Genomic DNA, 22,790 nt, shown 5'->3' with positions numbered 1-22,790 from the left:
ATTTCCCTCACCCGTCGCTACCGGTGGCGGGAGGCGGCGACAAGCCCTTCGCGGAATGGGGAAAACAAAGGCGTCAGGCGATGGCGCGCAGGCTGCCGCGCAGCGCATCGGCATCGCCCGCCTGCACCTCGATCGCGGCATGGGTGCGTTCCCAGATCGGCACGGCGGCCGCGAGCAGAGTGCGGCCCGCCTCGGTCAACGCCAGCCGCCGGCTGCGCCGGTCGTCCGGGTCGACCGCCACCGTCACCAACCCGCGCCGTTCCAGCGGCTTCAACGCGGCGGTCAGCGTCGTCCGGTCCATCGCCAGCAGTTCCGCCACCGCCTTCATCGCCGGCGGAAACGGCCGGTTGAGGGACATCATCAGCGAGAATTGCCCGCTGGTCAGCCCCACCGGCCGCAGGGCCTCGTCGAACCGGCGGGCCAGCGCCCGCGCCGCCCGCTGCACATGCAGGCAAAGGCAGGAATCGCGCACGAGCAGCGTGGTTTCAAAAGGAACGGCGGCCGCTTTTGACATGATCGATATATGTTGATATCAACCTAAAAAGTCAAGCGAGACTCGGGGAAAACGGGACGTCGCCGGGGCGCGGCCGCCCCTCCGCAAGGCCCAGGAGAGTGACGATGCAGACCCAGTCCACCACCCATCACGCCGTCGCCAGCCGCGAGGAATGGCTGGAGGCGCGCAAGGCCCTTCTCGCACAGGAAAAGGCCTATACCCGCGAGCGGGATCGCCTGACGGCCGAGCGCCTGGCGCTGCCCTGGGTGCGGATCGACAAGGATTACATGTTCGATACGCCCGCCGGCCGCCGATCGCTGGCCGATCTGTTCGACGGGCGCAGCCAGCTCGTCATCTATCATTTCATGCTGCCGCCCGAATGGGAGGCCGGCTGTCCGGGCTGTTCCTTCCTCGCCGATCATCTCGGCGGCACGCTCGCCCATCTCAACCATCATGACGTCACCGTCACGGCCGTATCCCGCGCGCCGCTGGACCGGATCGAGGCCTATCGCCGCCGCATGGGCTGGCATTTCCCCTGGGCATCCTCCCACGATTCCGATTTCAACCGCGATTTCGGCGTGACCTTCACGGCGGAGGACGTCGCCGCCGGCACCGCCATCTATAATTACGAGCCCACCTCCGCGACCGGCGAGATGCCCGGCCTCAGCGCCTTCCACAAGGACGAGGCGGGCCAGATCTTCCATACCTATTCCACTTACGGGCGCGGACTGGAGGAGGTGCTGGGCACCTACATGATCCTCGATCGCGCGCCGTTCGGCCGCAACGAGGAAAGCACGATGGACTGGCTGCGCCGGCATGACGAATATGAGGATGCGGCCCCGACAAGCTGCTGCGGCAGCGCATCCTCCCAGGCCGCCGCCTGATCCTTGCCCCGGAAGATGGAGATCGCGCGATGAACCCCCATCATGGCCGCTTCGCCTGGTATGAGCTGCTGACCGACGCGCCCGCCGCCGCGCGGGATTTCTATGCGAAGGTCGTCGGCTGGCAGGTGCAGGATTCGGGCATGCCCGGCGTCGATTACGGCCTGTTCACGGTGAACGGGGTCCCCATCGGCGGATCGATGGCCATTGCCGACGGCATGGGCGCGGACGGCAAGCCCGGCTGGATCGGCTATGTCGCGGTCGAGGACGTCGATGCGTCGGCCGCCGATTTCGCGGCCAATGGCGGCAAGCTGCATATGGGGCCGCACGACATACCCGGCGTCGGCCGCTTCGCGATCGTTTCCGATCCGCAGGGCGCCACCATCGCCCTCATCACCGAACCCGTGGACGCCACCGCCGCCCGGCTGAAGCCGATGGAACCCGGCCACGGTTCCTGGCACGAGCTGCTATCCCCCGATCCCGCCGCCGCGCCCGATTTCTATGCCGGCCGCTTCGGCTGGCGGAAGGGCGACGCGATCGACATGGGGCCGATGGGCACCTACCAGCTCTATGGCCCCGGCGACCAGATCATCGGCGGCATGATGCGCCGGCCGGACGGCTTCGACGGCCCGGCCTGGTGCTATTATTTCGATGTCGATGCGATCGACGCCGCGGTCGACCGGGTGAAGGCGGCGGGCGGCACCGTGGTCAACGGGCCGATGGAGGTGCCGGGCGGCGCCTGGATCATCCAGGCGACCGATCCCCAGGGCGCGATGTTCGCGCTGGTCGCGCCGAAGCGCTGAAAACCGCCAGGAAAAAAGGGGCGGGCCGATGGCCGCCCCTTTCCAGTCGGGCCGGCGGGCCGGGGAAGGACATCCCCTCCCCCGGCCCGCCCGTGCCGATCAGAACTTCGTCCGCACCGTCACGCCATAGGTGCGCGGTTCCGCCAGGAAGGCGTTGAACAGCTGGGTGGAAGGCGTGCCGAAGGCGGCGGTCTGCCCGGTGGTGCCGCTGCCCTGGCCGGGGGAATCGAAGGCCACCTGCATGTAATTGGTGTTGAACAGGTTCTGGCCCCAGAATTCGATGCCCCACTGGCCGTCGCCGCCCGTCAGGCCGACGCGGGCATTGACCACCATCACGCCCTGCTGCCGCTTTTCGATATCAAGGTCCGAGCCGGTATTGATCCCGCTCTGATAGCGATAGTCGGCATAGACCAGGCCCTTCAGCCCGTTCCATCCGATATCGGGCGTCCAGGTCGCCGATCCGGTCAGGGTATAGAGCGAGGAGTTGGACAGCCGCGATCCGGGAAGCTGGAAGAAGGCGGCGTTCAGCGGCTTGCCGTCCGCGCCCACCAGATTCTTGCGATATTTGGTGTCGGCGTAGGTGAAGCCTTGCATCACCATGAAGTTGGGCGAAAGCGTCATATAGGCTTCCGCCTCGACGCCCTTGCTGACCACGCCGCCCTTGGTCTTGCCGGGGCAGGCGCCATTGGTGCTGTCATTATCGGTCGGCGCGCCGCCCAAGTCCGACTTGCAGGCGTTGATGCTCTCGACCACGAAGTTCACGCCGTTGAAGGTGTTGAGCTGGAAGTTGTCGAACACCTGGTAGAAAGCGGAAAGATTGAGATCGAAACCGCGCCCGTTGAACTTGGCGCCGATTTCGGTGGCGTGCACGCCTTCGGGCTTGAAGGTGAGCTGCTGCAGGTTGGGCGCGCGCGCATTGCCGGCGCCGATCGCGCCGGTGCCGTTCACCAGCGTCGATCCGTCCGTGTAGGCGATCCGCCCCGCGCGATCGAGGCTGTTGCGATCGAGGTTGAAGCCGCCGGCCTTATAGCCCTTCGAATAGCTGGCATAGAGCAGCAGCTCCTCGATCGGCTTGTAGCTCAGCACGGCCGTATAGGTGAATTCGTCCTCCTTCTTCTTCGCATTGTCCTGCGCGAAGGCGCCGCCGGGCACCGACGGGATCAGGCAGGCGAGCTGCTGGAGCGCGGAGAAGGGCGACACGCTGATCGCCGGGCAGATATCGTTGTCGATATCCTGGAAGCTGGCATCCAGCGTCTTGCGTTCGTTGGTGTAGCGGCCGCCCAGCGTGACGCTGATCTGGTCGGTCACCTCGAACACATTATGGGTGAAGAAAGCGAAGTTGCGGCTGTTCTGCTTGTAATGATCGCGGCTGCCGACATTGCTGAGCGAGGCGCCCGGCATGCCCAGCGCGGCCGCCAGCGCATTATATCCGCCCACCGGCACGCCCGGCGCCAGCCCGCTCAGCAGGCCCACGAGCTGGCGGATGTTCGCCGGCACGCCGGGATTGCTGGCGATCGCCCCGCCCACGGCGGGGTTGAAGCAGTTCGTGCCCTGCAGCGACAGCAGGCTCGGCGCGCCGAGCTGCGCGCCCAGGTTCGCCGCCAGCAGGCAGTTGGCGAAGTCCTGGAAGTCCGAACCCAGTGTCAGATTGTCATTCAAAGTCAGATCTTCATTGGCGAAATAGCCGCCGACCAGCCAGTCCAGCTTGCCGTCGAAGGCCTTGCCCTGCACCCGCAATTCCTGCGTGAAGGTCTTGAAGCGCTGGTTGGCGCTGCCGTCGTCCTGGCGGTGCAGCAGATCGAGATTGTTGAAATCCGCATCCTGGCCGCGCTTCCACCGCCAGTTGCGATAGGCGGTGATCGAGGTGATCTGCGCCTCGCCCAGATCGTAATTCACCTCGCCCGAAAGGCCCCAGTCGCGCACGTCGCCGCGATAGGACTGGCCCGGCGTGATGGCGACGCGGCGGGCATAGGGATCCTGCGGGATGGTGGCGCCCAGGCCGCGCAGGATGCCCGCCACGGTGGACGGGCCGAAGACGAGGCTGCCGTCCGCCGCGCGCGTCACGTTGCGCGCCGGCAGATAGGGCGCCGCGCAGCATTCCTCGTTGCGATCGGAATAGTCGCCGATGATCCGCACCGAAAGCTCGTCGGTGGGTTCGTAGAGCAACTGGCCGCGCGCCAGCCAGCGATCGCGATTGTTGATGTCGCGGCCGGAAATCAGATCCTTGATGAAGCCGTCGCGCTTGGCATAGACGCCGTCCAGCCGGAAGGCGAGCGTATCGGTGATCGGCCCGGTCAGGCCGAGCTGGGCGCGCCAATAATCGTAATTGCCGTAGGTAAGCTCCGCCGTGCCCTCATGCTCGAACTTGGGCTTGGCGGTGATGACGGAGATGAGGCCGGCGGAAGCGTTGCGGCCGAACAACGTGCCCTGCGGGCCGCGCAGCACCTCGATCCGGTCGATCGCGCCAAGTTCCGTCAGGCCCACGCCCGATCGGTTGCGGTAGACGCCGTCGATGAAGGTCGCGACCGAGCTTTCCAGGCCCGGATTGTCGCCCACCGTGCCGACGCCGCGGATGCGCGCCACGCCCGCGCCCGCTTCGGACGAAGTGGAGGAAACGAGCAGCGAGGGCGATACCTGGTTGAGCTGGCGGATATCCGACGCGCCCGAATTCTGCAGCGTATCCGCCGTGATCGCCGAAACCGCGATCGGCACGTCCGACAGCGCCTGGCTGCGCCGCGTCGCCGTGACGATAATGTCTCCCTGCTGCACGATCGCCGCGTCCCGCGCGGCGATTTCGGCCTGGTCCTGGGCCAGAGCGGGTGCCGCGAACCCCACAAAAGCGGATGAGAGCAGCCAAAGCGCCTTGTTCATCATCACTCCCCCAATTTTTCTGATTGCCGTATACGTAAGCTCACAACTTCCCGGCGGCCAAGTGCAATCCGTGCATCGGGATAGGAAAAAGCGGGGACTTGCGACGTTTCTGCAACAGACCAGACTAAATAGATTTCAATCTGATACTTAATTTCTCCACCTTCCCTTACGGAATGCTTGGCTTTGACAAAGGAGTGGGAAAATGGGTGTGCTTGGCATAGGCGGCCTTTTCTTTCGCGCCGCCGATCCGCAAGCCTTGACGGCCTGGTATCGCGATCATCTCGGCGTCGGGGCGGGGTGCGGCCCGGCGGGCGACAGCCCGGACGACTGGGCATGGCGGGTCGCCGCCGGCCCGGTCGTCTTCCAGCCCTTCGCCGCCGACACCGATTATTTCGCGGCCGATCATCAATGGATGCTGAACCTCAGGGTCGAAGGGCTCGACGCGCTCCTCCAACGCCTCCGCGCCGCGGGCATCGCCATCATCACCCGCGACGATTGGGATACCCCCGAAACCGGCCGCTTCGCCCGCATCCACGACCCGGAAGGCAATCCGATCGAATTGTGGGAACCGCCCGCCGGGGCCTGACAGGGCGGGGCGAGGGCGCTAGGACGGCGTTCATGACCGAGCCCGCCGCCGAACCCGCGATCGTCCCCGATTCCGAACAGCGCGCGATCGTCGCGGCGCTGCCGTCGCGCGCGCGCGATCTCGTGCAGCTCGGCCGCTTCGATCGCCCGATCGGCGCGTGGCTGCTCTTCTGGCCCGGCGCCTGGGCGATCGCGCTGGCCGGCGCGCCGTGGCGCTGGGATCTGCTGCTGCTGTTCGCCGCGGGCGCCATCGTCATGCGCGGCGCGGGCTGCGTCTATAACGACATCGTCGACCGCGATCTGGACCGCAAGGTCGAACGCACGCGCAGCCGCCCGCTCGCCTCGGGGCGGATATCGCTGAAGCTGGCCTGGGGCTTCCTGATCGCGCTCTGCCTCGCCGGCCTCGGCATCAACCTGATGCTGAACCCCACGGCGCAGATCATCGCGATCGCCAGCCTCGCGCTCGTCGCCGCCTATCCCTTCATGAAGCGCATCACGTGGTGGCCGCAGGCCTGGCTGGGCCTCGTCTTCTCCTGGGCGGCGCCGGTCGGCTGGGCGGCGGTGGCCGGCCGGATCGATCCCCCCGCCCTCCTCCTCTATGCCGGCGCGGTCTGCTGGGTGATCGGCTACGACACCATCTACGCGCTCCAGGATATCGAGGACGATGCGCTGGCGGGCGCGAAATCCTCCGCCCGCGCGCTCGGCCGCCATGCCCGCCCCGGCGTCGCCGGCCTCTACGCCGTGGCGCTGCTCTTCTGGGCGGCGGCGCTCTGGTCGATCCGCCCGCAGCCGCTCGCGCTGGCCGCCCTGGTCCCGATGGCGCTCCACCTCGGCTGGCAGATCGCGACGCTGCGCACGGCGGACGTGGCGGACGCGCTTGCCAAGTTCCGTTCGAACCGCTTCGCCGGCCTGCTGATGTTCCTGGCCTGCGGCGTGGTGGGCGCGGCCTGATAGGCCTTCCCACCATTTTGGGCGTGACCTTGGCCCGCGCCCAACCTAAGTCCGGCGGATGCTTACCATCGCCCAAGCCGAAGACCGCGTCTCCACCCTGATCGCCGCCGCCCGCAAGGCCGGCGCGGATGCGGCCGACGCGCTCTACGTCTGCGATGCCTCGACCCAGGTTTCCGTGCGGCTCGGCCGGCTCGAGGATGTCGAGCGATCGGAAGGCGAGGATATCGGCCTGCGGGTGTTCGTCGGCCGCAGATCGGCCAGCGTCTCCTCCTCCGATCTCTCCGCCGACGCGCTGGCCGCGCTGGTCGAGCGCGCGGTGGCGATGGCGCGCGAGGCGCCCGAAGACCCCTGGGCCGGTCTCGCCCCCGCCGATCGGCTGCTGACCGGCGCCGCGCCCGATCTGGAGGCCGACGACGGCGCCGATCCCGCCCCCGCCGCGCTGCGCCAGCGCGCGCTGGCAGCCGAGGATGCCGCGCGCGCCATCGCCGGCGTCACCAACAGCGAGGGCGCAAGCGCATCCGCCGGCCGATCGGTGATCGCGCTCGCCACCAGCCACGGCTTCGCGCGCGGCTATTCGACGACGGGCTACAGCTCGTCCGCCAGCGTCATCGCGGGCGAGGGCCTCGGCATGCAGCGCGATTATGCCTATCACAGCACGCGCCACTTCGCCGATCTGGAGACCGCCGACGCGATCGGCCGCCGCGCCGGCGAGCGCGCGGTGACGCGGCTCAACCCCGGCCGGCTCGCCAGCGGCGCGATGCCGGTATTGTTCGATCCGCGCGCGGGCGCCAGCCTGCTCGGCCATTTCGCCGGCGCCATCACCGGGGCGGCGGTGGCGCGGCGGACGAGCTTCCTCCTCGACAAGATGGGCGAGGCCGTGTTCGCGCCGGGCATCGTCGTCCGCGACGATCCGCACCGCATTCGCGGCCTGCGCTCCAAGCCCTTTGACGGCGAGGGCCTGCCCACCGCGCCGGCGGACCTGATCGCCGACGGCATGCTGACGGGCTGGCTGCTCGATTCCGCTTCCGCCCGCCAGCTCGGCCTGGCGCCGACCGGCCATGCCGTGCGCGGCATCGGCGGCGCGCCGGGGGCGGGCGCCACCAACCTTCACCTGGCGGCCGGCGCGCTTTCGCCCGCCGACCTGATGGGCGACGTGAAGCAGGGCCTCTACGTCACCGAGCTGATCGGCCAGGGGGTGAACCCGGTGACGGGCGATTACAGCCGGGGCGCATCCGGCTTCGTGATCCGCGACGGCCGGCTTGCCGAGCCGGTGGCGGAGATCACCATCGCCGGCAATTTGATCGATATGTTCCGCCGCCTCACCCCGGCGAGCGACCTGGAATTCCGGCGCGGCGTGGACGTGCCGACGATCCGCGTGGAAGGGATGACCATTGCCGGCGCTTGACGCCCTCCTGGAAAAAGTAAGCGCCATCGCATCGGCGGCCGGCCGCCTCGCCCTGCGCCGTCAGCAGGGCGAATATCGCCGCTGGGAGAAGGAACCGGGCCATCCGGTGTGCGAGGTCGACATCGAGCTGGACGGCCTGCTGCGCCAGCAACTGAGCGAGCTGGACCCGGAAGCGGGCTGGCTTTCCGAAGAAACCGCCGACAGCGCGGAACGCCTGCTGGGCGTGCGCACCTGGGTGGTCGATCCGATCGACGGGACGCGCGATTTCCTGCGCGGGCGGCCGGGCTGGTCGGTATCGATCGCGCTGGTCGAGGGCGGCCGCCCGCTGATCGGCGTGCTGGACGCGCCCGCGCGCGGCGAACATTGGCGGGCGCAGACGGGCGGCGGCGCCACCCGCAACGGCGCGCCCATCCATGTCAGCGGCCGCACGCAATTCCCCGGCGCGCGCGTGCCGGCGGATTCGCTGCCCAAGGTGGATTCCGATCTGGTGGCGGTGGCCAAGCCCAATTCGATCGCGCTCAGGATCGCGATGGTCGCGGCCGGCGAGGCGGACCTGCTCGCCACGCTGCGCTGGGGGCATGAATGGGATATCGCCGCCGCCGCCCTGATCGCGCAGGAAGCCGGCGCCACGGTGACGGACGCGCTCGGCCGGCCGCTGCGCTACAATTCCACCAAGGGCGAGGCCTTCGGCGTGCTGGCGGCGACGCCCGGCATCCACGCCGCCGCGATCGATCGGCTGGCGAGCCGCGCCGCTTCCGCCGTGGTGCGATAAGCGGCTCAGCCCGGCCGGAACGCCCCGGTATCGTCGATCGCCGCATGTTCGGCGACGCGGGCCAGCAGCCAATCGCGGAATGCCCGGATCTTGGGCGTGTTGCGCTTATATTCCGGATAAACCAGCCAGAAGGCCCCGCCGCCGAAGACAACATCGTCGAACGGGCGCACCAGCCGGCCGGCGGCGATATCCGCGTGCCACAATGCCGGGGCGAGGATGGCGAAGCCCTGGCCGGCGACGGCGGCGGCGCCTTCGATGGCCTGGGAATCGAGCCGGATCGACGGGCGGTGCGGCGCCTCCGCCACATCGATCCCCTTGGCGGCGAACCAGTCGATCCACCACACATCCTCGGGGCTGAGGCGCGGCTGGCGCAGCAGATCGGCCGGGGTGAGCGGCGCGCCGTCCGCCGGCAGCAGCGCCGGGCTGCACACCGGCGCGAAATGGACGCGGAACAGGAAATGGCGGACGAGGCCCGGCCATTCGCCGTCGCCGCTGCGGATCGCGCAGTCGAACTCCTCGCGGGCGAAATCGATGATCCGGTTGTCGGTATCCAGCGCGACCGCGATATCCGGCTGGGCGATCTGGAACCCGCCGAGCCGGGGGGCGAGCCACAGCGCCGCGAAGCTGTGGACAGCGCTGATCCGCAGCACCCCGCCCAGATCCTCGCTGGCATTGGCGAAAGCCGCCACAAGCTGATCGAACGCGCCGGTGACGACGGGCGAAAGCCGCCGGCCGACATCGGTGAGCACCACCTGCCGCGCCTTTCGCAGGAACAGCCGCGCGCCCAGCCGCTCCTCCAGCAGGCGGATCTGGTAGCTGACGGCCGCCTGCGTCATCCCCAGCTCGTCGGCCGCGCGGGTGAAGCTTTCGTGGCGGGCCGCCGCCTCGAAGGCGCGGACGGCGGCGAGCGGCGGGAGCGATATGCGCGACAAGCCCAAGGTCTCCTTATGGATTCATGCCGAATATCGCGTTGTTCCCTTGGTCTGTCGAGACCAGACTGGGCCCCGACCAGACACAGGGAAACAGGCCATGAGAGACGAATTTCTGGGTGCCGCATGGGCCGACAATCATCGTTTATGGGCCGAAACCATCGCCGACGCGCTGCGCTGGGCCGCCAATCTGCCGGTGCCCGGCCGGGCGGGCGATCCGGCCATCCAGACCAGACAGGAGGCGCGCCTGCATAAGGCCCGCTGAAGGACCGATGCCATGACGAACAGCGGCGACAGCTTCATCCTGCGGCGATGGGCCGGCCGCGTCCGCACCGAGGATGCGGCGACCTACACCGCCTATATCGCCCGCACCGGGGCGATGGATTATGCGGCCACGCCCGGCAATATCGGCTTCCAGCTCGTCACCCGCGACCTGGGCGACGGCACGACCGAGGTGACGACGCTGAGCTGGTGGCGATCGATGGAGGCCGTCCGCCTCTTTGCCGGCGAGGACGTGTCGCGCCCGCGTTATTATCCCGAGGACGATCATTTCCTGATCGCGCGGCCCGACCATGTCGAGCATCATCTCGTCCGGGCATCGCAGCTGCAATGGCCGGGGCCGGCCTGAAAAAAAGGCCGGACCGCCACCGAGGCGATCCGGCCCGAACAGGTGCCTTGCCGGGGATCAGCCGGCGAAGGCGGCGTCGATCTCCTTGCCGCGCGCGGCCTTCAGCGCGCCGCAGCTCCGCACCTTCTCGATCGTGCGGTCGAGCGTCAGCGCGCCGCGGCCGAAGGCGGCGACCTGCGGCTTGAGCGCCGCTTCCAGCACGCCCGCCTGCTCGACCGAGCAGACCGCCGACGGAATCGACAGCATCGAATTGACGCTGGTGAGGTTGGTTTCCCGCGCCAGCTTCTCGAAATTGGCGGTGAGATAATCGACGCCGATCGGCTGGGTGGGGAGCGTGGCGGTGATGCCGTTGACGATGCTTACCTTCTCGCTGGAGCGCAGGCGCTGGTCGCCCATCTTGCCGATCAGCCAGTTGGCCACTTCCGGCCGGCCGGACGCGGCGATCGCGATCACGGCGCGGCCCCGGAAATAGGCGTCGGTCGATCCCATGGCGCGTTCGAACAGCGATTCCGCCACCGGCGCGCCGCCATCCTCCACCTGCACCCTGAGCGCCGTGCCGAGGAAGGCCGGATCGAGCGCATCGGCATTGCCGCCCAGATAGGCGGTGGCGGCGGTGGCGAGCTTGGCGCGGGTGGCGGGATCATGCGCGTCGCGCGTCACCAGCGTGACGAGATCGGTGCGCAGCTTCTGCACGTCCGGGCTGTCCTTGGCGTGCGCGCCGCGCGCCGGATCGAAGCCGATCGCCGCCAGCTTGGGCAGGTAGGTGGCCAGCAGCGTGCGGTGCAGCCCGTCACGCCCCTTGCCGCTCACCACCCCGCGGCGATCCAGCTCGGCCAGCCGCGAACCGCCGCTGACGGCCGCGTTGGAATCGGGGTTGGCGACGAAGGCCTTCGCCGCTTCCACCAGACGGGCGGGCGCGGCATGGCCGGCGCGGAAGCTGGCCCACAGGCTGTCGATCGCGGCCAACGCCTCGCCCGAGGGCAGGCGCGGCGCGGCGGCGATCAGCGCGGACCAGTCCGCATCGCCCAGATCGAAGCGGTAATAGCCGTTGCCGCCGGCATTGGGCACCAGCGGCCCGGCGCCCTTGATCGTCATCCGCCCCTGCGGCTGATCGATCAGGGTGCAGCCCTTCTCGCCGCCATTGTCGACGCAGAAGGGGATCGTCCAGGTCGTCGCCGGCACCTCGCCCGCGCCGATCGCGGCATAGCGCTTCTGCGACAGCGCCAGATCATTGCCCGCGCGGCGGACATCGACCACCGGCACGCCCTGCTGGTCGACGAAGCCCTTCATGCTGGTGACGATGCGCGGATCGCCCGCGGCCTCCGCCAGCGATCCGAAGAAATCGTCGGCGGTGGCATTGCCGCGCGCATGGCGGGACAGGTGAAGCTGGACGCCCTTCTGGAAGGTGTCGCGGCCCATATAGCTTTCGACCATGGCGACCACCTGCCCGCCCTTGCCATAGGTGATGGCATCGAAGGCGCTGTCGATCTCGCCGCTGTCCTCGATCGGCTCGCGGATCGGGCGGCCGACCTTGAGCGCGTCGATATCCATGGCGGACAGCGCCTCGTCGATCGCGCCGACGCCGATGTTCAGCTCCGGCCGCCACTCGTCGGCGATGCGGTAGCCGATCCAGTTGGCGAAGCTTTCGTTCAGCCAGATATCGTCCCACCAGGCGGGGGTGACGAGATCGCCGAACCACTGGTGGCCCAGCTCATGCGCCACGACCATGCCGAAATTCTGCTTCTGCCGGGTGGGCGAGGCATCGTCCAGGATCAGCAGCGTATCGTCATAGACGACAGCGCCCGCATTCTCCATCGCGCCGCCCATCACCGGCGAGGCGATCTGATCCAGCTTGGGGAAGGGGAAGGCCGATCCGAAATAATTTTCCAGAAGCTGCACGATGCGCGGCGTTTCCCGCAGCGCATAGGCCATCTTGTCCTTCTGGCCCTTGGTGGCGACGATGCGCAGCGGCAGCGGCGTGGGGCGCTGCGGGGTCGCCGGCACGGTGCCTTCCACCACATCGAACGGGCCGACGGCGAAGGCGACCAGATAGGTCGGCAGCTTCTCCGTCACCGAATAGGTGTGGCGCACCATGCCGCCGGCCTTGGCGGTGCCGGTCTCCGCGCCGTTGCTGATGGCGACATCGTCGGCCGGCGTCGTCAGCGTGACGGTGAAGGGGGTCTTGAAGCCGGGCTCGTCGAAGCTCGGGAAGGCGGCGCGGGCATCGATCGATTCGAACTGCGTCCAGGCATAATAACGATCGCCCACCTTGATGCGGTAGAGCCCGGCCGCGCCGTCGCCGAAGGCGGCGTCATAATCGAAGGCCAGCGTGGCCTTGCCTGCCGGCAGCGGCCTGGCGAAATCGAGGCGGACGACGCCGAGCTGGTGGACCTGCGTATAGGTGGCGGCGATGGTGCCGCCGCCCGCCTTGGCCCAGGCCTTCGATACCTTGAGGTCGCGGCCGTGGAGGAAGAGCGTGCGGGTGGCCGCCTTCACCTCCACGTCGATCTCGGTATGGCCGGAAAAGCGCGGCTTTTCGGGATCGACGGCCAGGTCCAGCCGATAGGCCACCGGCGTCGCCGTATCCGGCAGGCGGCCGGTGGGGACATTCTGGGCCTGAGCGGCCGCCGGGATCAGCAGGGCGGAGACACCAAAGAGCAAGTTGCGCATGGAAGCAGGCTTTCCGATCGTGAGGATGACCGGATGTAGCCCCGACCCGTGTGCCACTGCAATAAGGCACTATGACGGTGCGAGGGGAGGCGGACGGACATCCGCCTCCCCTTTCGCGGATCAGGCCCTGAGCGTCGCGCCGATCTTCGTGGCGGCGGCCACCACCCTGGCGGCGATCGCCTGCAGATCGGCGTCGGTGAAGCTCTTCTCGCCCGGCTGGAGCGTCACTTCGATCGCTAGCGATTTCTGGCCCTCGGGCACCCCGGCGCCGGTGAAGACGTCGAACAGGCGGGCGTCGACGATGGCCGCCTTGTCCGCGCCCTTCACCGCGCGCACCAGATCGTCCGCCGCGCGATCGGCGGGGACGAGGAAGGCGAAATCGCGCGTCACCGGCTGCAAGGCCGGCGGGGCGAAGGCGGTGCGCATATGGCCGCTCGCCCGCTTGGCGGGGATCGCATCCAGATAGACCTCGCCCGCGATCAGCGTGCCTTCGACATCGAAGGCGCGCGCCGTGCCGGGATGAAGCTCGCCGAATTCGGCCAGCACCGTCTTGGGGCCGAGGCGCAGCGTGGCCGAGCGGCCGGGATGATAGACGGGCGACACCGCCTCCATCACCTGCAGCCGATCGACCGGCGCGCCGGCGGCCACCAGGATCGCCAGCGCCTCCGCCTTCGCATCATAGGCGTCGAAGGCCTGCGCGCGGCCGGCCTGCCAGCTGCGCGAGGCGCGATCGCCCGCCAGCACGAAGCCCAGCGTCGGGCGCTCGGCATCCGCCAGATAGCGGCGGCCGATCTCGAACAGGCGGATCGAAGCCGCGCCGCGATCGGCATTGCGCTTGGCCGCCGCGATCAGGCCGGGCAGCAGCGACGGCCGCATCACCTTCAGCTCCTCGCTGATCGGGTTGGCGAGCGTCCAGGCGCCGCCGCCGAATACGCCGGCCTCGGCCTCGGACACGAAGCTCCACGTCACCGCCTCGTTGAGGCCGCGCGCGGCCGCCGCGCGGCGCACCTTGCGCTCGACGAGCTGGGCGGGCGTCGCGGTCGGCCGGGCCACGCCGTCGACGCGCGGCAGCGGGGTGGAGGGCACCTTGTCGATGCCTTCGATGCGGACGATCTCCTCGACGATATCGGCCGGGCCGTCCACGTCGCGCCGCCAGCTCGGGATCAGCACCGTCCAGCCGGCATCGACCTTGAAGCCCAGCGCCGCCAGGATCGCGCGCTGGCGATCGGGCGAGACGGCGAGGCCGGCCAGCCGCTCGGTAAGCCCGGTATCGAACTTCAGCGTGCGCAGCGCCAGCGGCGGCTCACCCGCCTCCACCGCGTCGGATGCCTCGCCGCCGCACAGGTCCTGCACCAGCCGGGTGGCGATGGCGAGGCCGTCGCCCAGGAAGGCGGGATCGACGCCGCGTTCGAAACGGCTGCGCGCATCACTGGTCAGCCCCAATTTCTGCCCGGTCCGCGCGATATTTTCCGGCGTGAAGTAAGCGCATTCGATCAGCACGTCGGTGGTCGCTTCGGTCACGCCCGAATGCTCGCCGCCCATGATGCCGCCGATGTCGTGGACCTGCGCATCGTCGGCGATCACGGTGATCTCCGGGTCCAGCGCATAGCTTTTGCCGTTCAGCGCCAGCACGCTTTCGCCCGCCTTCGCCCGCCGCGCGACCAGCGCGCCCTTCAGCGTCGCGACGTCATAGACGTGGAGCGGGCGGCCATGATCGAACATCACATAATTGGTGATGTCGACCAGCGCGGAGATCGGCCGCTGGCCGATCGCCTTCAGCCGGTTGGCCAGCCATTCGGGCGACGGGCCGTTCTTCACGCCGCGCACGACGCGGCCGAAGAAGGCCGGGCAGCCTTCGGGATCGTCGGTGCGGATTTCGACCGGGCAGGGGAAGGCGCCGCGGATCGTGGGGATATCGAGCGGCTTCAGCTCGCCCAGCCCCGCCGCCGCCAGATCGCGGGCGATGCCGCGCACGCCCATGCAATCCTGCCGGTTGGGGGTGATGGCGACGTCGATCACCGGATCGGTGAGGCCGGCCCATTCGGCATAGCTTGCGCCCACCGGCGCGTCGGCCGGCAGCTCGATGATCCCCTCATGCGCGTCCGACAGCTCCAGCTCGCGCATCGAGCACATCATGCCGCGCGATTCGACGCCGCGGATGGCGGCGATCTTCAAGGTGACGTCGAGGCCGGGCACATAGGTGCCGGGCGCGCCGAACACGCCGACCAGCCCGGCCCGCGCATTGGGCGCGCCGCAGACGACCTGCAGCGGCTCGCCCTCGCCGGTATCGACCGAAAGCACCTGCAGCTTGTCCGCCTGCGGATGGCGCTCCGCCGTCAGCACGCGGGCGATGCGGAAGGCGCCGAGCTTGGCGGCCGGATCCTCCACCCCTTCGACCTCGAGGCCGACCTGGGTGAGCGCGACCAGTATCTCGTCCAGGCCCGCCTGCGTATCGAGATGGTCCTTGAGCCAGGAAAGCGTGAACTTCATGCGCCGACTCCAGCGGAAAGGGTGGGGACGTCGAGCGCCGCGAAGCCATAATGCCTCAGCCAGCGCAGATCGCCGTCGAAGAAGGCGCGCAGATCGTCCATGCCATATTTGAGCATCGCCAGACGATCGATGCCGCAGCCGAAGGCGAAGCCCTGCCACTCATCGGGATCGAGCCCGCAGGCGGCGATGACGCGCGGATGGACCATGCCGGAGCCGAGGATCTCCATCCAGCCGTCCGGCTCCGCCCCGCCGACGACGCGGCGGCCGTCGACCAGCGTGTAGCCCACGTCCACCTCGGCCGAAGGCTCGGTGAAGGGAAAATAGCTGGGGCGCAGGCGCAGCACGATATCGTCGCGCTCGAAATAGGCCTTCACGAAGGTTTCGAGCGTCCACTTCAGATGGCCGAGCGTGATGCCGCGATCGATCACCAGCCCTTCGACCTGATGGAACATCGGCGTATGGGTGGCATCCGAATCCGAACGATAGGTGCGGCCGGGCGCGATGATGCGGATCGGCGGCTCCTGCGAGGTCATCGTCCGGATCTGGACGGGCGAGGTGTGGGTGCGCAGCAGCATCTTCTTCCCGTCCTTCTCGTCCGGGAAATAGAAGGTGTCGTGCATGGCGCGCGCCGGATGGGTTTCCGGGATGTTGAGCGCGGTGAAATTATGCCAGTCGTCCTCGATCTCCGGCCCGGTCGCCACCGCGAAGCCGAGATCGGCGAAGATTTCCGCCAGCTCGTCCATCACCTGCGCGACGGGATGGACCGAACCCTGCGGCGCGGATGCGACCGGCAGCGTCAGGTCGATCGTTTCGGTGGCGAGGCGGGCCTCCAGCGCGGCGCCTTCCAGCGCGGCCTTGCGGGCGGCGATCGCGTCGGCCACCTCGGTGCGCAGCCCCTGGATCAGCGGCGCCTGCACCTGCCGCTCCTCCGGGCTCATGCCGCCCAGCGTCTTCATCAGCGCCGCGATCTCGCTCGCCTTGCCCAGCGCGGTCACACGCACCGCCTCGATGGCTTCGAGGCTGTCGGCGGCTTCGGTGATCGAAAGCAGCTTCGATCGGATCAGATTCAGATCGGTCATGTCTACCCCGTCATCCCCGCGAAGGCGGGGATCCATAAACTCTAGCGCTGCGGGATTGCAGAGCCGAGGCGAAGTCTCGGCGCCAGATCAACCCAGCCGGGATTGGAGGCTTCGATCAGGTTGAGCTTCCATTCCCGTCGCCATTTCTTGAGCTGCTTCTCACGCGCGATGGCGGAGTGCATGTCGTCGAAGCTCTCGAAATAGACGAGGCGCGTGATGCCGTAGCGGCTGGTGAAGCCCTTTATCAAGCCTTCGCGATGCTCATGCAGCCGTTTCGCCGGATCGGATGTCGCACCGATATAGAGCGTTCCGGGCTTTCCGCTCGCAAGGATGTAGGCGAAGGGCTGCCGGTCCATTCTGTTTCCCCTCCCTCGCCCGTCATCCTTGCGCTGCGGCTATCCCTAAACTCCAGCGTTCGCGACGGAGCCGCAACCTCGAAGAATAGGGATCCCGCCTGCGCGGGAATGACGATCGAGGGCGAACGAGGGGACAAAGAAAAAGGGCGCGGACCACTTCAGCAGTCCGCGCCCCTTTCGAGCTTCAGGCCTGGTGCCGGTTACGCCGCGACGCGGGCGCCTTCCGGCAGGGCGGCCTTGGCCTGGGCGACGATGGCGCTAAACGCGGCGCCTTCGTGCATCGCCATGTCGGCCAGCACCTTGCGGTCCAGCTCGATGCCGGCCAGCTTCAGGCCGTGCATGAACACGCCGTAGGTCAGGCCTTCGACGCGGACCGCGGCGTTGATGCGCTGGATCCAGAGAGCGCGGAACGAGCGCTTCTTAACCTTGCGGTCGCGATAGGCATACTGACCCGCCTTCTCCACCGCCTGGCGGGCGATGCGGATCGTGTTCTTGCGACGGCCATAATAGCCCTTCGCCGACTCGAGAATGCGATTATGCTTCGCCCGGGTGGTAACACCCCGCTTTACGCGTGCCATCCGTCAGTCTCCTTAGTTCAGGCCGTAGGGCGCCCAGAGCTTCACGGTGCGCGAATCGGCATCGGAGAGCACGGTGGTGCCGCGGTTCTGGCGGATATACTTGGCGTTGTGCGAGATCAGGCGGTGGCGCTTGCCGGCCACGCCATGCTTCACCTTACCGGTGGCGGTAAGCTTGAAGCGCTTCTTGACCCCGCTCTTGGTCTTGAGTTTGGGCATTTTCGTCTCCTGATATGCGACGTCATGGGACGGCCACGGCAGCCCATACCGGCCGGGCAGTCCTGCAGAATCGCGGAAGCCGGCGCCTTTAGCGGAGCAGGCCCGCTTTGGCAACCGGCCAGCCGCCTCACTCAATCCGCATCCACGCCGAAGTTCAGCCGCCAGGTGAGCCGCGCATCGACGACGGCGAGCAGATAATAGGCCATCCGCCAGCGCAGCCGGGCGAGCCAGCCGCTTTCCCGGCGGTGGATTGCGCGGGTGACATGGCGGGAGGCCGCGCATTCCCCGTCCACATAGCCGTGCAGATGATCGGCGAAGGCCCGGTCCTCGATCCGGAGCATCAGCTCCAGATTGAGGTAGAGGCTGCGGATATCGAAATTGGCCGAGCCGATATAGACGGTGTCGTCGACGACGATCAGCTTGGTGTGCAACTTGCACGGCTGGAATTCGTAGATCCCCACCCCACGCCGGAGCAGCCGCCTATAGGTGTGGCGGGCGGCGGCGACGGTGGAGAGGCTGTCCGATTTCGCGGCGGTGACGATGCGCACCGGCCCCCGCTGCGCGGCATTGCCGATCCGCCGCACCATCGCCGGGTTGGGGATGAAATAAGCGGCGATCATGTCCAGCCGGCGGGCGGCGCGGATATCGTCCTTCACGGCGCGCGCCCAGGGGTTCAGCCGGCGCGTCGGCCCGCCGATCAGCCAGCGCACCGGGCCGGCAAGCTGGCTCCACTGGCCGAGCGCGCGGCGCAGGTCCCGCATCCGGGCGCGCGGCGTCGCCGCCCAGGCGGCCAGCGCGTCGAAATAGCCGGCCAGCCGTTCCGCCGCCGGCCCTTCCACCACGAGGCCGAGATCGCGCCACGCCTCCGGCCGGGAGGGCGGGGCGAAATAGGCATCCTCGATATTGAAGCCGCCGATCAGCGCGCGGCCGTCATCGGCCAGCGCCAGCTTCTGGTGGTTGCGCAGCAGATAGCGGCGGCCGAAGCGGGGGATGAAGCGGCAGATATCGGCGCCGCGCGCCTCCAGCGGGTGGAAGAAGGCCTGGTTGGCGGGGCTGCCGAACCCGTCGACGATCAGCGACACCCGCACCCCGCGATCAAGCGCGGCCAGCAGCGCATCCCGCACCGCGCGGCCGGCCTGATCGGCGGCGTAGGTGTAATAAAGCAGGCGCAGGCTGGCTCGCGCATCGGCGATCAGCGCGATCAGCGCCTCCAGCCGCTCCGGCCCCTCGGTCAGCAGCGCCAGCCGGTTGCCGGCGACGACGAAATCGCCGCCATGCTCCACGCGGCCGGCATCGCCCCCGATCGCCTTTCCTGTGGCGTCCCGCTCCGTCATTGCCCCCTGCATGCGCCAAGGCCGGGCGCCGCGCAATCGGGCGGCCGCGGCGCTTGCGACGGGCCGCCCGCGCCACGGGCCGCCGCAGTTTCATTGACTCCGGGTCGCCCTGCTGCTAGCGGCCAGCCTTTCCCGAAGCTTCAACAACCAAGCGGAGCGACAGATGGCGCGCGTAACCGTCGAGGATTGCGTCGACAAGATTCCGAACCGGTTCGATCTGGTGCTGCTCGCGGCGCAGCGCGCCCGGCAGATTTCCGGCGGCGCAGAGCTGACGCTCGACCGCGATCGCGACAAAAACCCCGTGGTCGCGCTGCGCGAGATCGCCGAGCAGACCGTCACGCCGGACAACCTGCACGAGGCGGTCGTCTCCAACCTCCAGCGCGTGCGCGTGGACGATGACGACGCGCCGGACGAGGTCGGCTCGCTCGCCGCTTCGGCAGAGGCGCTGCGCCTCACCGCCGCCGCGCCGCCGCGCAACCAGAATATCGGCGGCGACTACGAGTGACCGGACGATAATGACGGGACAAGGGGGCTTCGGCCCCCTTTTCTTTTTGGGGCCGAGTTTCTTGGGGCCGGGCCGGGGGCGCAGCTATTTGGCGCCGATCGGCTCGCCCGTATAGATGCAGCGGGCCTCCGCCCGCTCCAGATCGGCGCGGTCCACCCAACGCAGGTCATGCAGCCCCAGCGGCCGGCCGTCCTCGGCGCGGACGATCACGTCCGCCACCGGCTTGCCGTCGCGCGCATCCACCAACACCGGATTGTTGGGCACGCCGGCTTCCCACTTCTCGCCCCATTGGCGCAGCGCGATCAGCGTGGGCAGCAGCGCCTCGCCCTTGGGCGTCAGCCGATATTCCACCTTGCGGCGGTCCTCGGGGCAATCGCGCCGTTCCAATATGCCATGTTCGACCAGCCGCCCCAGCCGGTTGGCCAGGATGTTGCGGGCAATGCCCAGAGTCGTCTGGAACTGTTCGAAATGGCTTAGGCCGTTGAAGGTCGCGCGCAGGATCATGAAGGACCAGCGCTCGCCCATCGCCTCCAGCGCGGCGGGCAGGCTGCACTGGATCACGATCCGCTTGATCTGGTCGGCCGATCTCATGGCCATGAAGCTAAGCCTTTCCGGCGCCGCTGGCAAAGCCTTCCGGCTCCGCAACGCATTCGCCATTTAAGTTGCAATCTGCAATCTAAGCAGGTAAGTTTCACATCGCAACTTATAGGAGGGATTCCATGTTGCGCCCCATCCTTCTCCCCATGATCGCGCTTGCGGCCGCACTCCCCGCCCAGGCGCAGGTGCAGCCCATGTATCACGCGGGCCTTGCCAAGCCGCTCACCGCCACGCTGGTCGTCAAGGATCTGCGCTGGTCGTGCATCGGCGACAGCTGCTCGGCGATTCGCAACGGCACTTCGCCCGACGTCAACGTCTGCTCGGCCGTGGCGCGCAAGCTGGGGCCGGTCACCAGCTTCTCCGCCGGCCCCCGCACCTTCGATCAGGCCGCCATCGACAAGTGCAACCTCGCCGCCGGCCACGGCTGATCGCTCCCACCTCACGCCCCTGCTTGCGGGCAGGGGCGGTTTCTTGAGCGGTCCATTGCTTTCTTTTGTTGCAAAGATGCGTGGCGACGCCACATCATGGCAGCGTGTTGCGCCAGTATGAACTAGTCGATCGGGTCCTGAGCTACGATCCCAACGCCGATGAGGCGCTGCTTAACCGCGCCTATGTGTTTTCCATGCAGGCCCATGGCAGCCAGAAGCGGGCATCGGGCGACCCTTATTTCAGCCATCCCATCGAGGTGGCGGGCATATTGACCGACCTCCACCTCGACGACGAGACGATCGCCACCGCGATCCTCCACGACACGATCGAGGATACCGTCGCCACGCCCGAGCAGATCGAAAAGACGTTCGGCCCCAACGTCGCCCGGCTGGTGGACGGCGTGACCAAGCTTTCGAAGATCGAGGCCCAGACCGAGAATGAGCGGGCGGCGGAGAATCTCCGCAAGTTCCTGCTCGCCATGTCGGGCGATATCCGCGTGCTGCTGGTGAAGCTGGCCGACCGGCTGCACAATATGCGCACGCTCCACCACATCCCCAATGCCGACAAGAGGCGGCGGATCGCGCGCGAGACGATGGACATCTATGCCCCGCTCGCCGAGCGGATCGGCATGTACGAGTTCATGAAGGAGATGCAGACGCTCGCCTTCCGGGAGCTCGAGCCCGACGCCTATGCCTCGATCACCAAGCGGCTGGAGCAGCTTCAGGACGGCGGCGGCGACCGCATATCGCGGATCGGATCGGGCATCCGCATGCTGCTGGGCCGCGCCGGGGTGAATGCCGACGTCACCGGGCGGGAGAAGCATCCCTATTCGATCTGGCGCAAGATGGCCGAACGGCACATCAGCTTCGAGCAATTGTCCGATATCATGGCCTTCCGCGTCATCGTGGCGGACGAGGCCGAATGCTATCGCGCGCTGGGGATCATCCACCAGAAGTGGCCGATGGTTCCGGGCCGGTTCAAGGATTATATCTCCACCCCCAAGCGCAACGGCTACCGATCGCTCCACACATCGGTGATCCATGGCGAGAAGGCGCGCATCGAAATCCAGATCCGGTCGGCGGAGATGCATGCCCAGGCCGAATATGGCCTGGCCGCCCACTGGGCCTACAAGCAGGGCAACGGCCAGCCCGACGCGCAGGCCAACTGGATCCGCGACCTCCTGGAAATCCTGGAGCATGCCGAATCGGCGGAGGAGATCCTCGAGCATACCCGCATGGCGATGTATCAGGACCGGATCTTCGCCTTCACCCCCAATGGCGAGCTGATCCAGCTTCCCAAGGGCGCGACGCCGGTGGATTTCGCTTATGCCGTCCACACCGATCTCGGCGATCAGGCGGTGGGCGCCAAGATCAACAGCCGCGTCGTGCCGCTGCGCACGCCGATCGAGAATGGCGATCAGGTGCAGATCCTGCGGTCCAAGGCGCAGGAACCGCAGCCCGGCTGGCTCAACTTCGTCGTCACCGGCAAGGCCCGCGCGGCGATCCGCCGCTTCGTGCGCCACAAGGAACGTGACGAGAGCATCGCGCTGGGCCGCAAATTCTATGACGAGATCGTCCGTCGCCTGCCCGCCCAGCTGGGCCAGGAGGCGCTCGCCGCCGCTCTCAAGCGGCTCAACATGGCCGATCAGGACGTGCTGATGGAGGCGATCGCGCGCGGCTCCATATCGGACGCAGAGGTGATGGAGGCGCTGATGCCGGGCGCGGGCGGCGGCGACGTCGCCGGCGCGCGGCCGGCGCCGCAGCAGCGCGAGGCGATATCGATCAAGGGCCTCACCCCCGGCGTCGCCTTCACGCTCGCGCCCTGCTGCAACCCCGTGCCGGGCGACCGCATCGTCGGCCTGCGCCGGCCGGACGAGGCGGTGGAGGTGCATGCGATCGACTGCCCGACGCTGGCCGACGGGGTGGATGCCGACTGGGTCGACCTCGCCTGGGGCGACGGCAGCGACGGCGGCACCGCGCGGCTGACGGTGATCGTCAAGAACGAGCCCGGATCGCTGGGCGTGATGGCCAGCATCCTCGGCGCGCAGCAGGCAAACATCGTCAATCTCGCGCTGGTCCACCGCGATTCGAGCTTCCACACCTTCCAGCTTTCGATCGAGGTGCATGACGTTACGCACCTGATGCGCATCCTGGCTGCCCTAAGGGCCGCGGACGCCATCTCCTCGGCCGAGCGCGCCTGACGCGCTTTACGCTTCAAC

At 68.1% G+C, this 22,790-nt stretch carries 22 protein-coding genes; 11 read left to right on the top strand and 11 right to left on the bottom strand.

Translation table 11 applies throughout. The annotated features are described in order from the left end of the window. Positions 1-73: 73 nt before the first annotated feature. A complete protein-coding gene (locus tag BHE75_RS02075) occupies positions 74-514 on the bottom strand; it encodes a MarR family winged helix-turn-helix transcriptional regulator (protein ID WP_070932055.1) in 441 nt (146 codons plus the stop codon). Between the two features lie 104 nt (positions 515-618). Between BHE75_RS02075 and BHE75_RS02070 the strand changes: the two genes are divergently transcribed. Together BHE75_RS02070 and BHE75_RS02065 are read left to right on the top strand one after the other, a co-directional pair. After that, positions 619-1,377, top strand: a complete 759-nt coding sequence (locus tag BHE75_RS02070; RefSeq protein WP_070932053.1) for a DUF899 domain-containing protein — start codon at positions 619-621, stop codon at positions 1,375-1,377. Positions 1,378-1,406: 29 nt separating this feature from the next. Next, complete coding sequence (locus BHE75_RS02065) at positions 1,407-2,177, top strand: VOC family protein (RefSeq protein WP_070932051.1); 771 nt, start codon at positions 1,407-1,409, stop codon at positions 2,175-2,177. A 99-nt stretch (positions 2,178-2,276) separates the two neighbouring features. Here BHE75_RS02065 and BHE75_RS02060 read toward each other — a convergent pair whose 3' ends face one another. Further along, positions 2,277-5,048, bottom strand: a complete 2,772-nt coding sequence (locus tag BHE75_RS02060) for a TonB-dependent receptor (protein ID WP_070935382.1) — start codon at positions 5,046-5,048, stop codon at positions 2,277-2,279. Positions 5,049-5,250: 202 nt separating this feature from the next. On the opposite strand from BHE75_RS02060, the gene BHE75_RS02055 reads away from it, so the two are divergent. From BHE75_RS02055 to BHE75_RS02040, 4 genes are read left to right on the top strand one after another with little or no spacing between them, the layout of a single operon-like run. Further along, a complete protein-coding gene (locus BHE75_RS02055) occupies positions 5,251-5,634 on the top strand; it encodes a VOC family protein (RefSeq protein ID WP_015459083.1) in 384 nt (127 codons plus the stop codon). 32 nt (positions 5,635-5,666) lie between these two features. Further along, on the top strand, positions 5,667-6,584 hold the full coding sequence (ubiA, locus tag BHE75_RS02050; RefSeq protein WP_070932049.1) for a 4-hydroxybenzoate octaprenyltransferase: 918 nt from the start codon (positions 5,667-5,669) through the stop codon (positions 6,582-6,584). 58 nt (positions 6,585-6,642) lie between these two features. Further along, on the top strand, positions 6,643-7,989 hold the full coding sequence (locus BHE75_RS02045; RefSeq protein ID WP_070932047.1) for a TldD/PmbA family protein: 1,347 nt from the start codon (positions 6,643-6,645) through the stop codon (positions 7,987-7,989). Continuing rightward, entirely contained in the window at positions 7,976-8,761 is a 786-nt protein-coding gene (locus tag BHE75_RS02040) for a 3'(2'),5'-bisphosphate nucleotidase CysQ (protein WP_070932045.1), read from the top strand. Before BHE75_RS02045 ends, BHE75_RS02040 begins: the two co-directional genes overlap by 14 nt. Positions 8,762-8,766: 5 nt before the next feature. Here the strand turns inward: BHE75_RS02040 and gcvA are convergent, their stop codons facing one another. Beyond that, on the bottom strand, positions 8,767-9,693 hold the full coding sequence (gene gcvA / locus BHE75_RS02035; protein ID WP_070932043.1) for a transcriptional regulator GcvA: 927 nt from the start codon (positions 9,691-9,693) through the stop codon (positions 8,767-8,769). Between the two features lie 97 nt (positions 9,694-9,790). Between gcvA and BHE75_RS24330 the strand changes: the two genes are divergently transcribed. Both BHE75_RS24330 and BHE75_RS02030 read left to right on the top strand, forming a co-directional pair. Then, complete coding sequence (locus tag BHE75_RS24330; RefSeq protein ID WP_015459078.1) at positions 9,791-9,955, top strand: hypothetical protein; 165 nt, start codon at positions 9,791-9,793, stop codon at positions 9,953-9,955. A 12-nt stretch (positions 9,956-9,967) separates the two neighbouring features. Then, positions 9,968-10,318, top strand: a complete 351-nt coding sequence (locus BHE75_RS02030; RefSeq protein WP_070932041.1) for a hypothetical protein — start codon at positions 9,968-9,970, stop codon at positions 10,316-10,318. A gap of 57 nt (positions 10,319-10,375) precedes the next feature. Here the strand turns inward: BHE75_RS02030 and BHE75_RS02025 are convergent, their stop codons facing one another. From BHE75_RS02025 to BHE75_RS01995, 7 genes are all read right to left on the bottom strand, one after another. Then, complete coding sequence (locus BHE75_RS02025; protein WP_070932039.1) at positions 10,376-12,988, bottom strand: M1 family metallopeptidase; 2,613 nt, start codon at positions 12,986-12,988, stop codon at positions 10,376-10,378. A 120-nt stretch (positions 12,989-13,108) separates the two neighbouring features. Continuing rightward, positions 13,109-15,478, bottom strand: a complete 2,370-nt coding sequence (gene pheT / locus BHE75_RS02020) for a phenylalanine--tRNA ligase subunit beta (protein ID WP_070932037.1) — start codon at positions 15,476-15,478, stop codon at positions 13,109-13,111. Further along, positions 15,475-16,557, bottom strand: coding sequence for a phenylalanine--tRNA ligase subunit alpha (gene pheS / locus BHE75_RS02015; RefSeq protein WP_070932035.1), 1,083 nt, complete (start codon positions 16,555-16,557; stop codon positions 15,475-15,477). Before pheS ends, pheT begins: the two co-directional genes overlap by 4 nt. 41 nt (positions 16,558-16,598) lie before the next feature. After that, positions 16,599-16,913: a GIY-YIG nuclease family protein gene (locus BHE75_RS02010; protein WP_070932033.1), complete on the bottom strand. Its 315-nt coding sequence runs from the start codon at positions 16,911-16,913 to the stop codon at positions 16,599-16,601. 200 nt (positions 16,914-17,113) lie between these two features. Further along, positions 17,114-17,491, bottom strand: coding sequence for a 50S ribosomal protein L20 (gene rplT, locus BHE75_RS02005; RefSeq protein ID WP_070932031.1), 378 nt, complete (start codon positions 17,489-17,491; stop codon positions 17,114-17,116). A gap of 12 nt (positions 17,492-17,503) precedes the next feature. Then, a complete protein-coding gene (rpmI, locus tag BHE75_RS02000; RefSeq protein ID WP_015459071.1) occupies positions 17,504-17,707 on the bottom strand; it encodes a 50S ribosomal protein L35 in 204 nt (67 codons plus the stop codon). A 131-nt stretch (positions 17,708-17,838) separates the two neighbouring features. Further along, positions 17,839-19,041: a phospholipase D-like domain-containing protein gene (locus tag BHE75_RS01995; protein WP_254684337.1), complete on the bottom strand. Its 1,203-nt coding sequence runs from the start codon at positions 19,039-19,041 to the stop codon at positions 17,839-17,841. A 163-nt stretch (positions 19,042-19,204) separates the two neighbouring features. Between BHE75_RS01995 and rpoZ the strand changes: the two genes are divergently transcribed. Continuing rightward, positions 19,205-19,546, top strand: a complete 342-nt coding sequence (gene rpoZ, locus BHE75_RS01990) for a DNA-directed RNA polymerase subunit omega (protein WP_015459069.1) — start codon at positions 19,205-19,207, stop codon at positions 19,544-19,546. An 84-nt stretch (positions 19,547-19,630) separates the two neighbouring features. Here the strand turns inward: rpoZ and BHE75_RS01985 are convergent, their stop codons facing one another. Then, positions 19,631-20,143, bottom strand: coding sequence for a winged helix-turn-helix transcriptional regulator (locus BHE75_RS01985; RefSeq protein ID WP_051128838.1), 513 nt, complete (start codon positions 20,141-20,143; stop codon positions 19,631-19,633). Between the two features lie 122 nt (positions 20,144-20,265). On the opposite strand from BHE75_RS01985, the gene BHE75_RS01980 reads away from it, so the two are divergent. Both BHE75_RS01980 and BHE75_RS01975 read left to right on the top strand, forming a co-directional pair. Beyond that, entirely contained in the window at positions 20,266-20,571 is a 306-nt protein-coding gene (locus tag BHE75_RS01980; RefSeq protein WP_070932028.1) for a CC_3452 family protein, read from the top strand. A 104-nt stretch (positions 20,572-20,675) separates the two neighbouring features. Then, positions 20,676-22,772: a RelA/SpoT family protein gene (locus BHE75_RS01975; RefSeq protein ID WP_015459066.1), complete on the top strand. Its 2,097-nt coding sequence runs from the start codon at positions 20,676-20,678 to the stop codon at positions 22,770-22,772. The last annotated feature ends 18 nt before the right edge of the window (positions 22,773-22,790 follow it).

The organism is Edaphosphingomonas haloaromaticamans (assembly GCF_001853345.1).
Taxonomy (GTDB): Bacteria; Pseudomonadota; Alphaproteobacteria; order Sphingomonadales; family Sphingomonadaceae; genus Sphingomonas_E; species Sphingomonas_E fennica.
The sequence above is the reverse complement of the archived record's forward strand: the minus strand, read 5'-3'. Positions and strand labels throughout refer to the sequence as shown.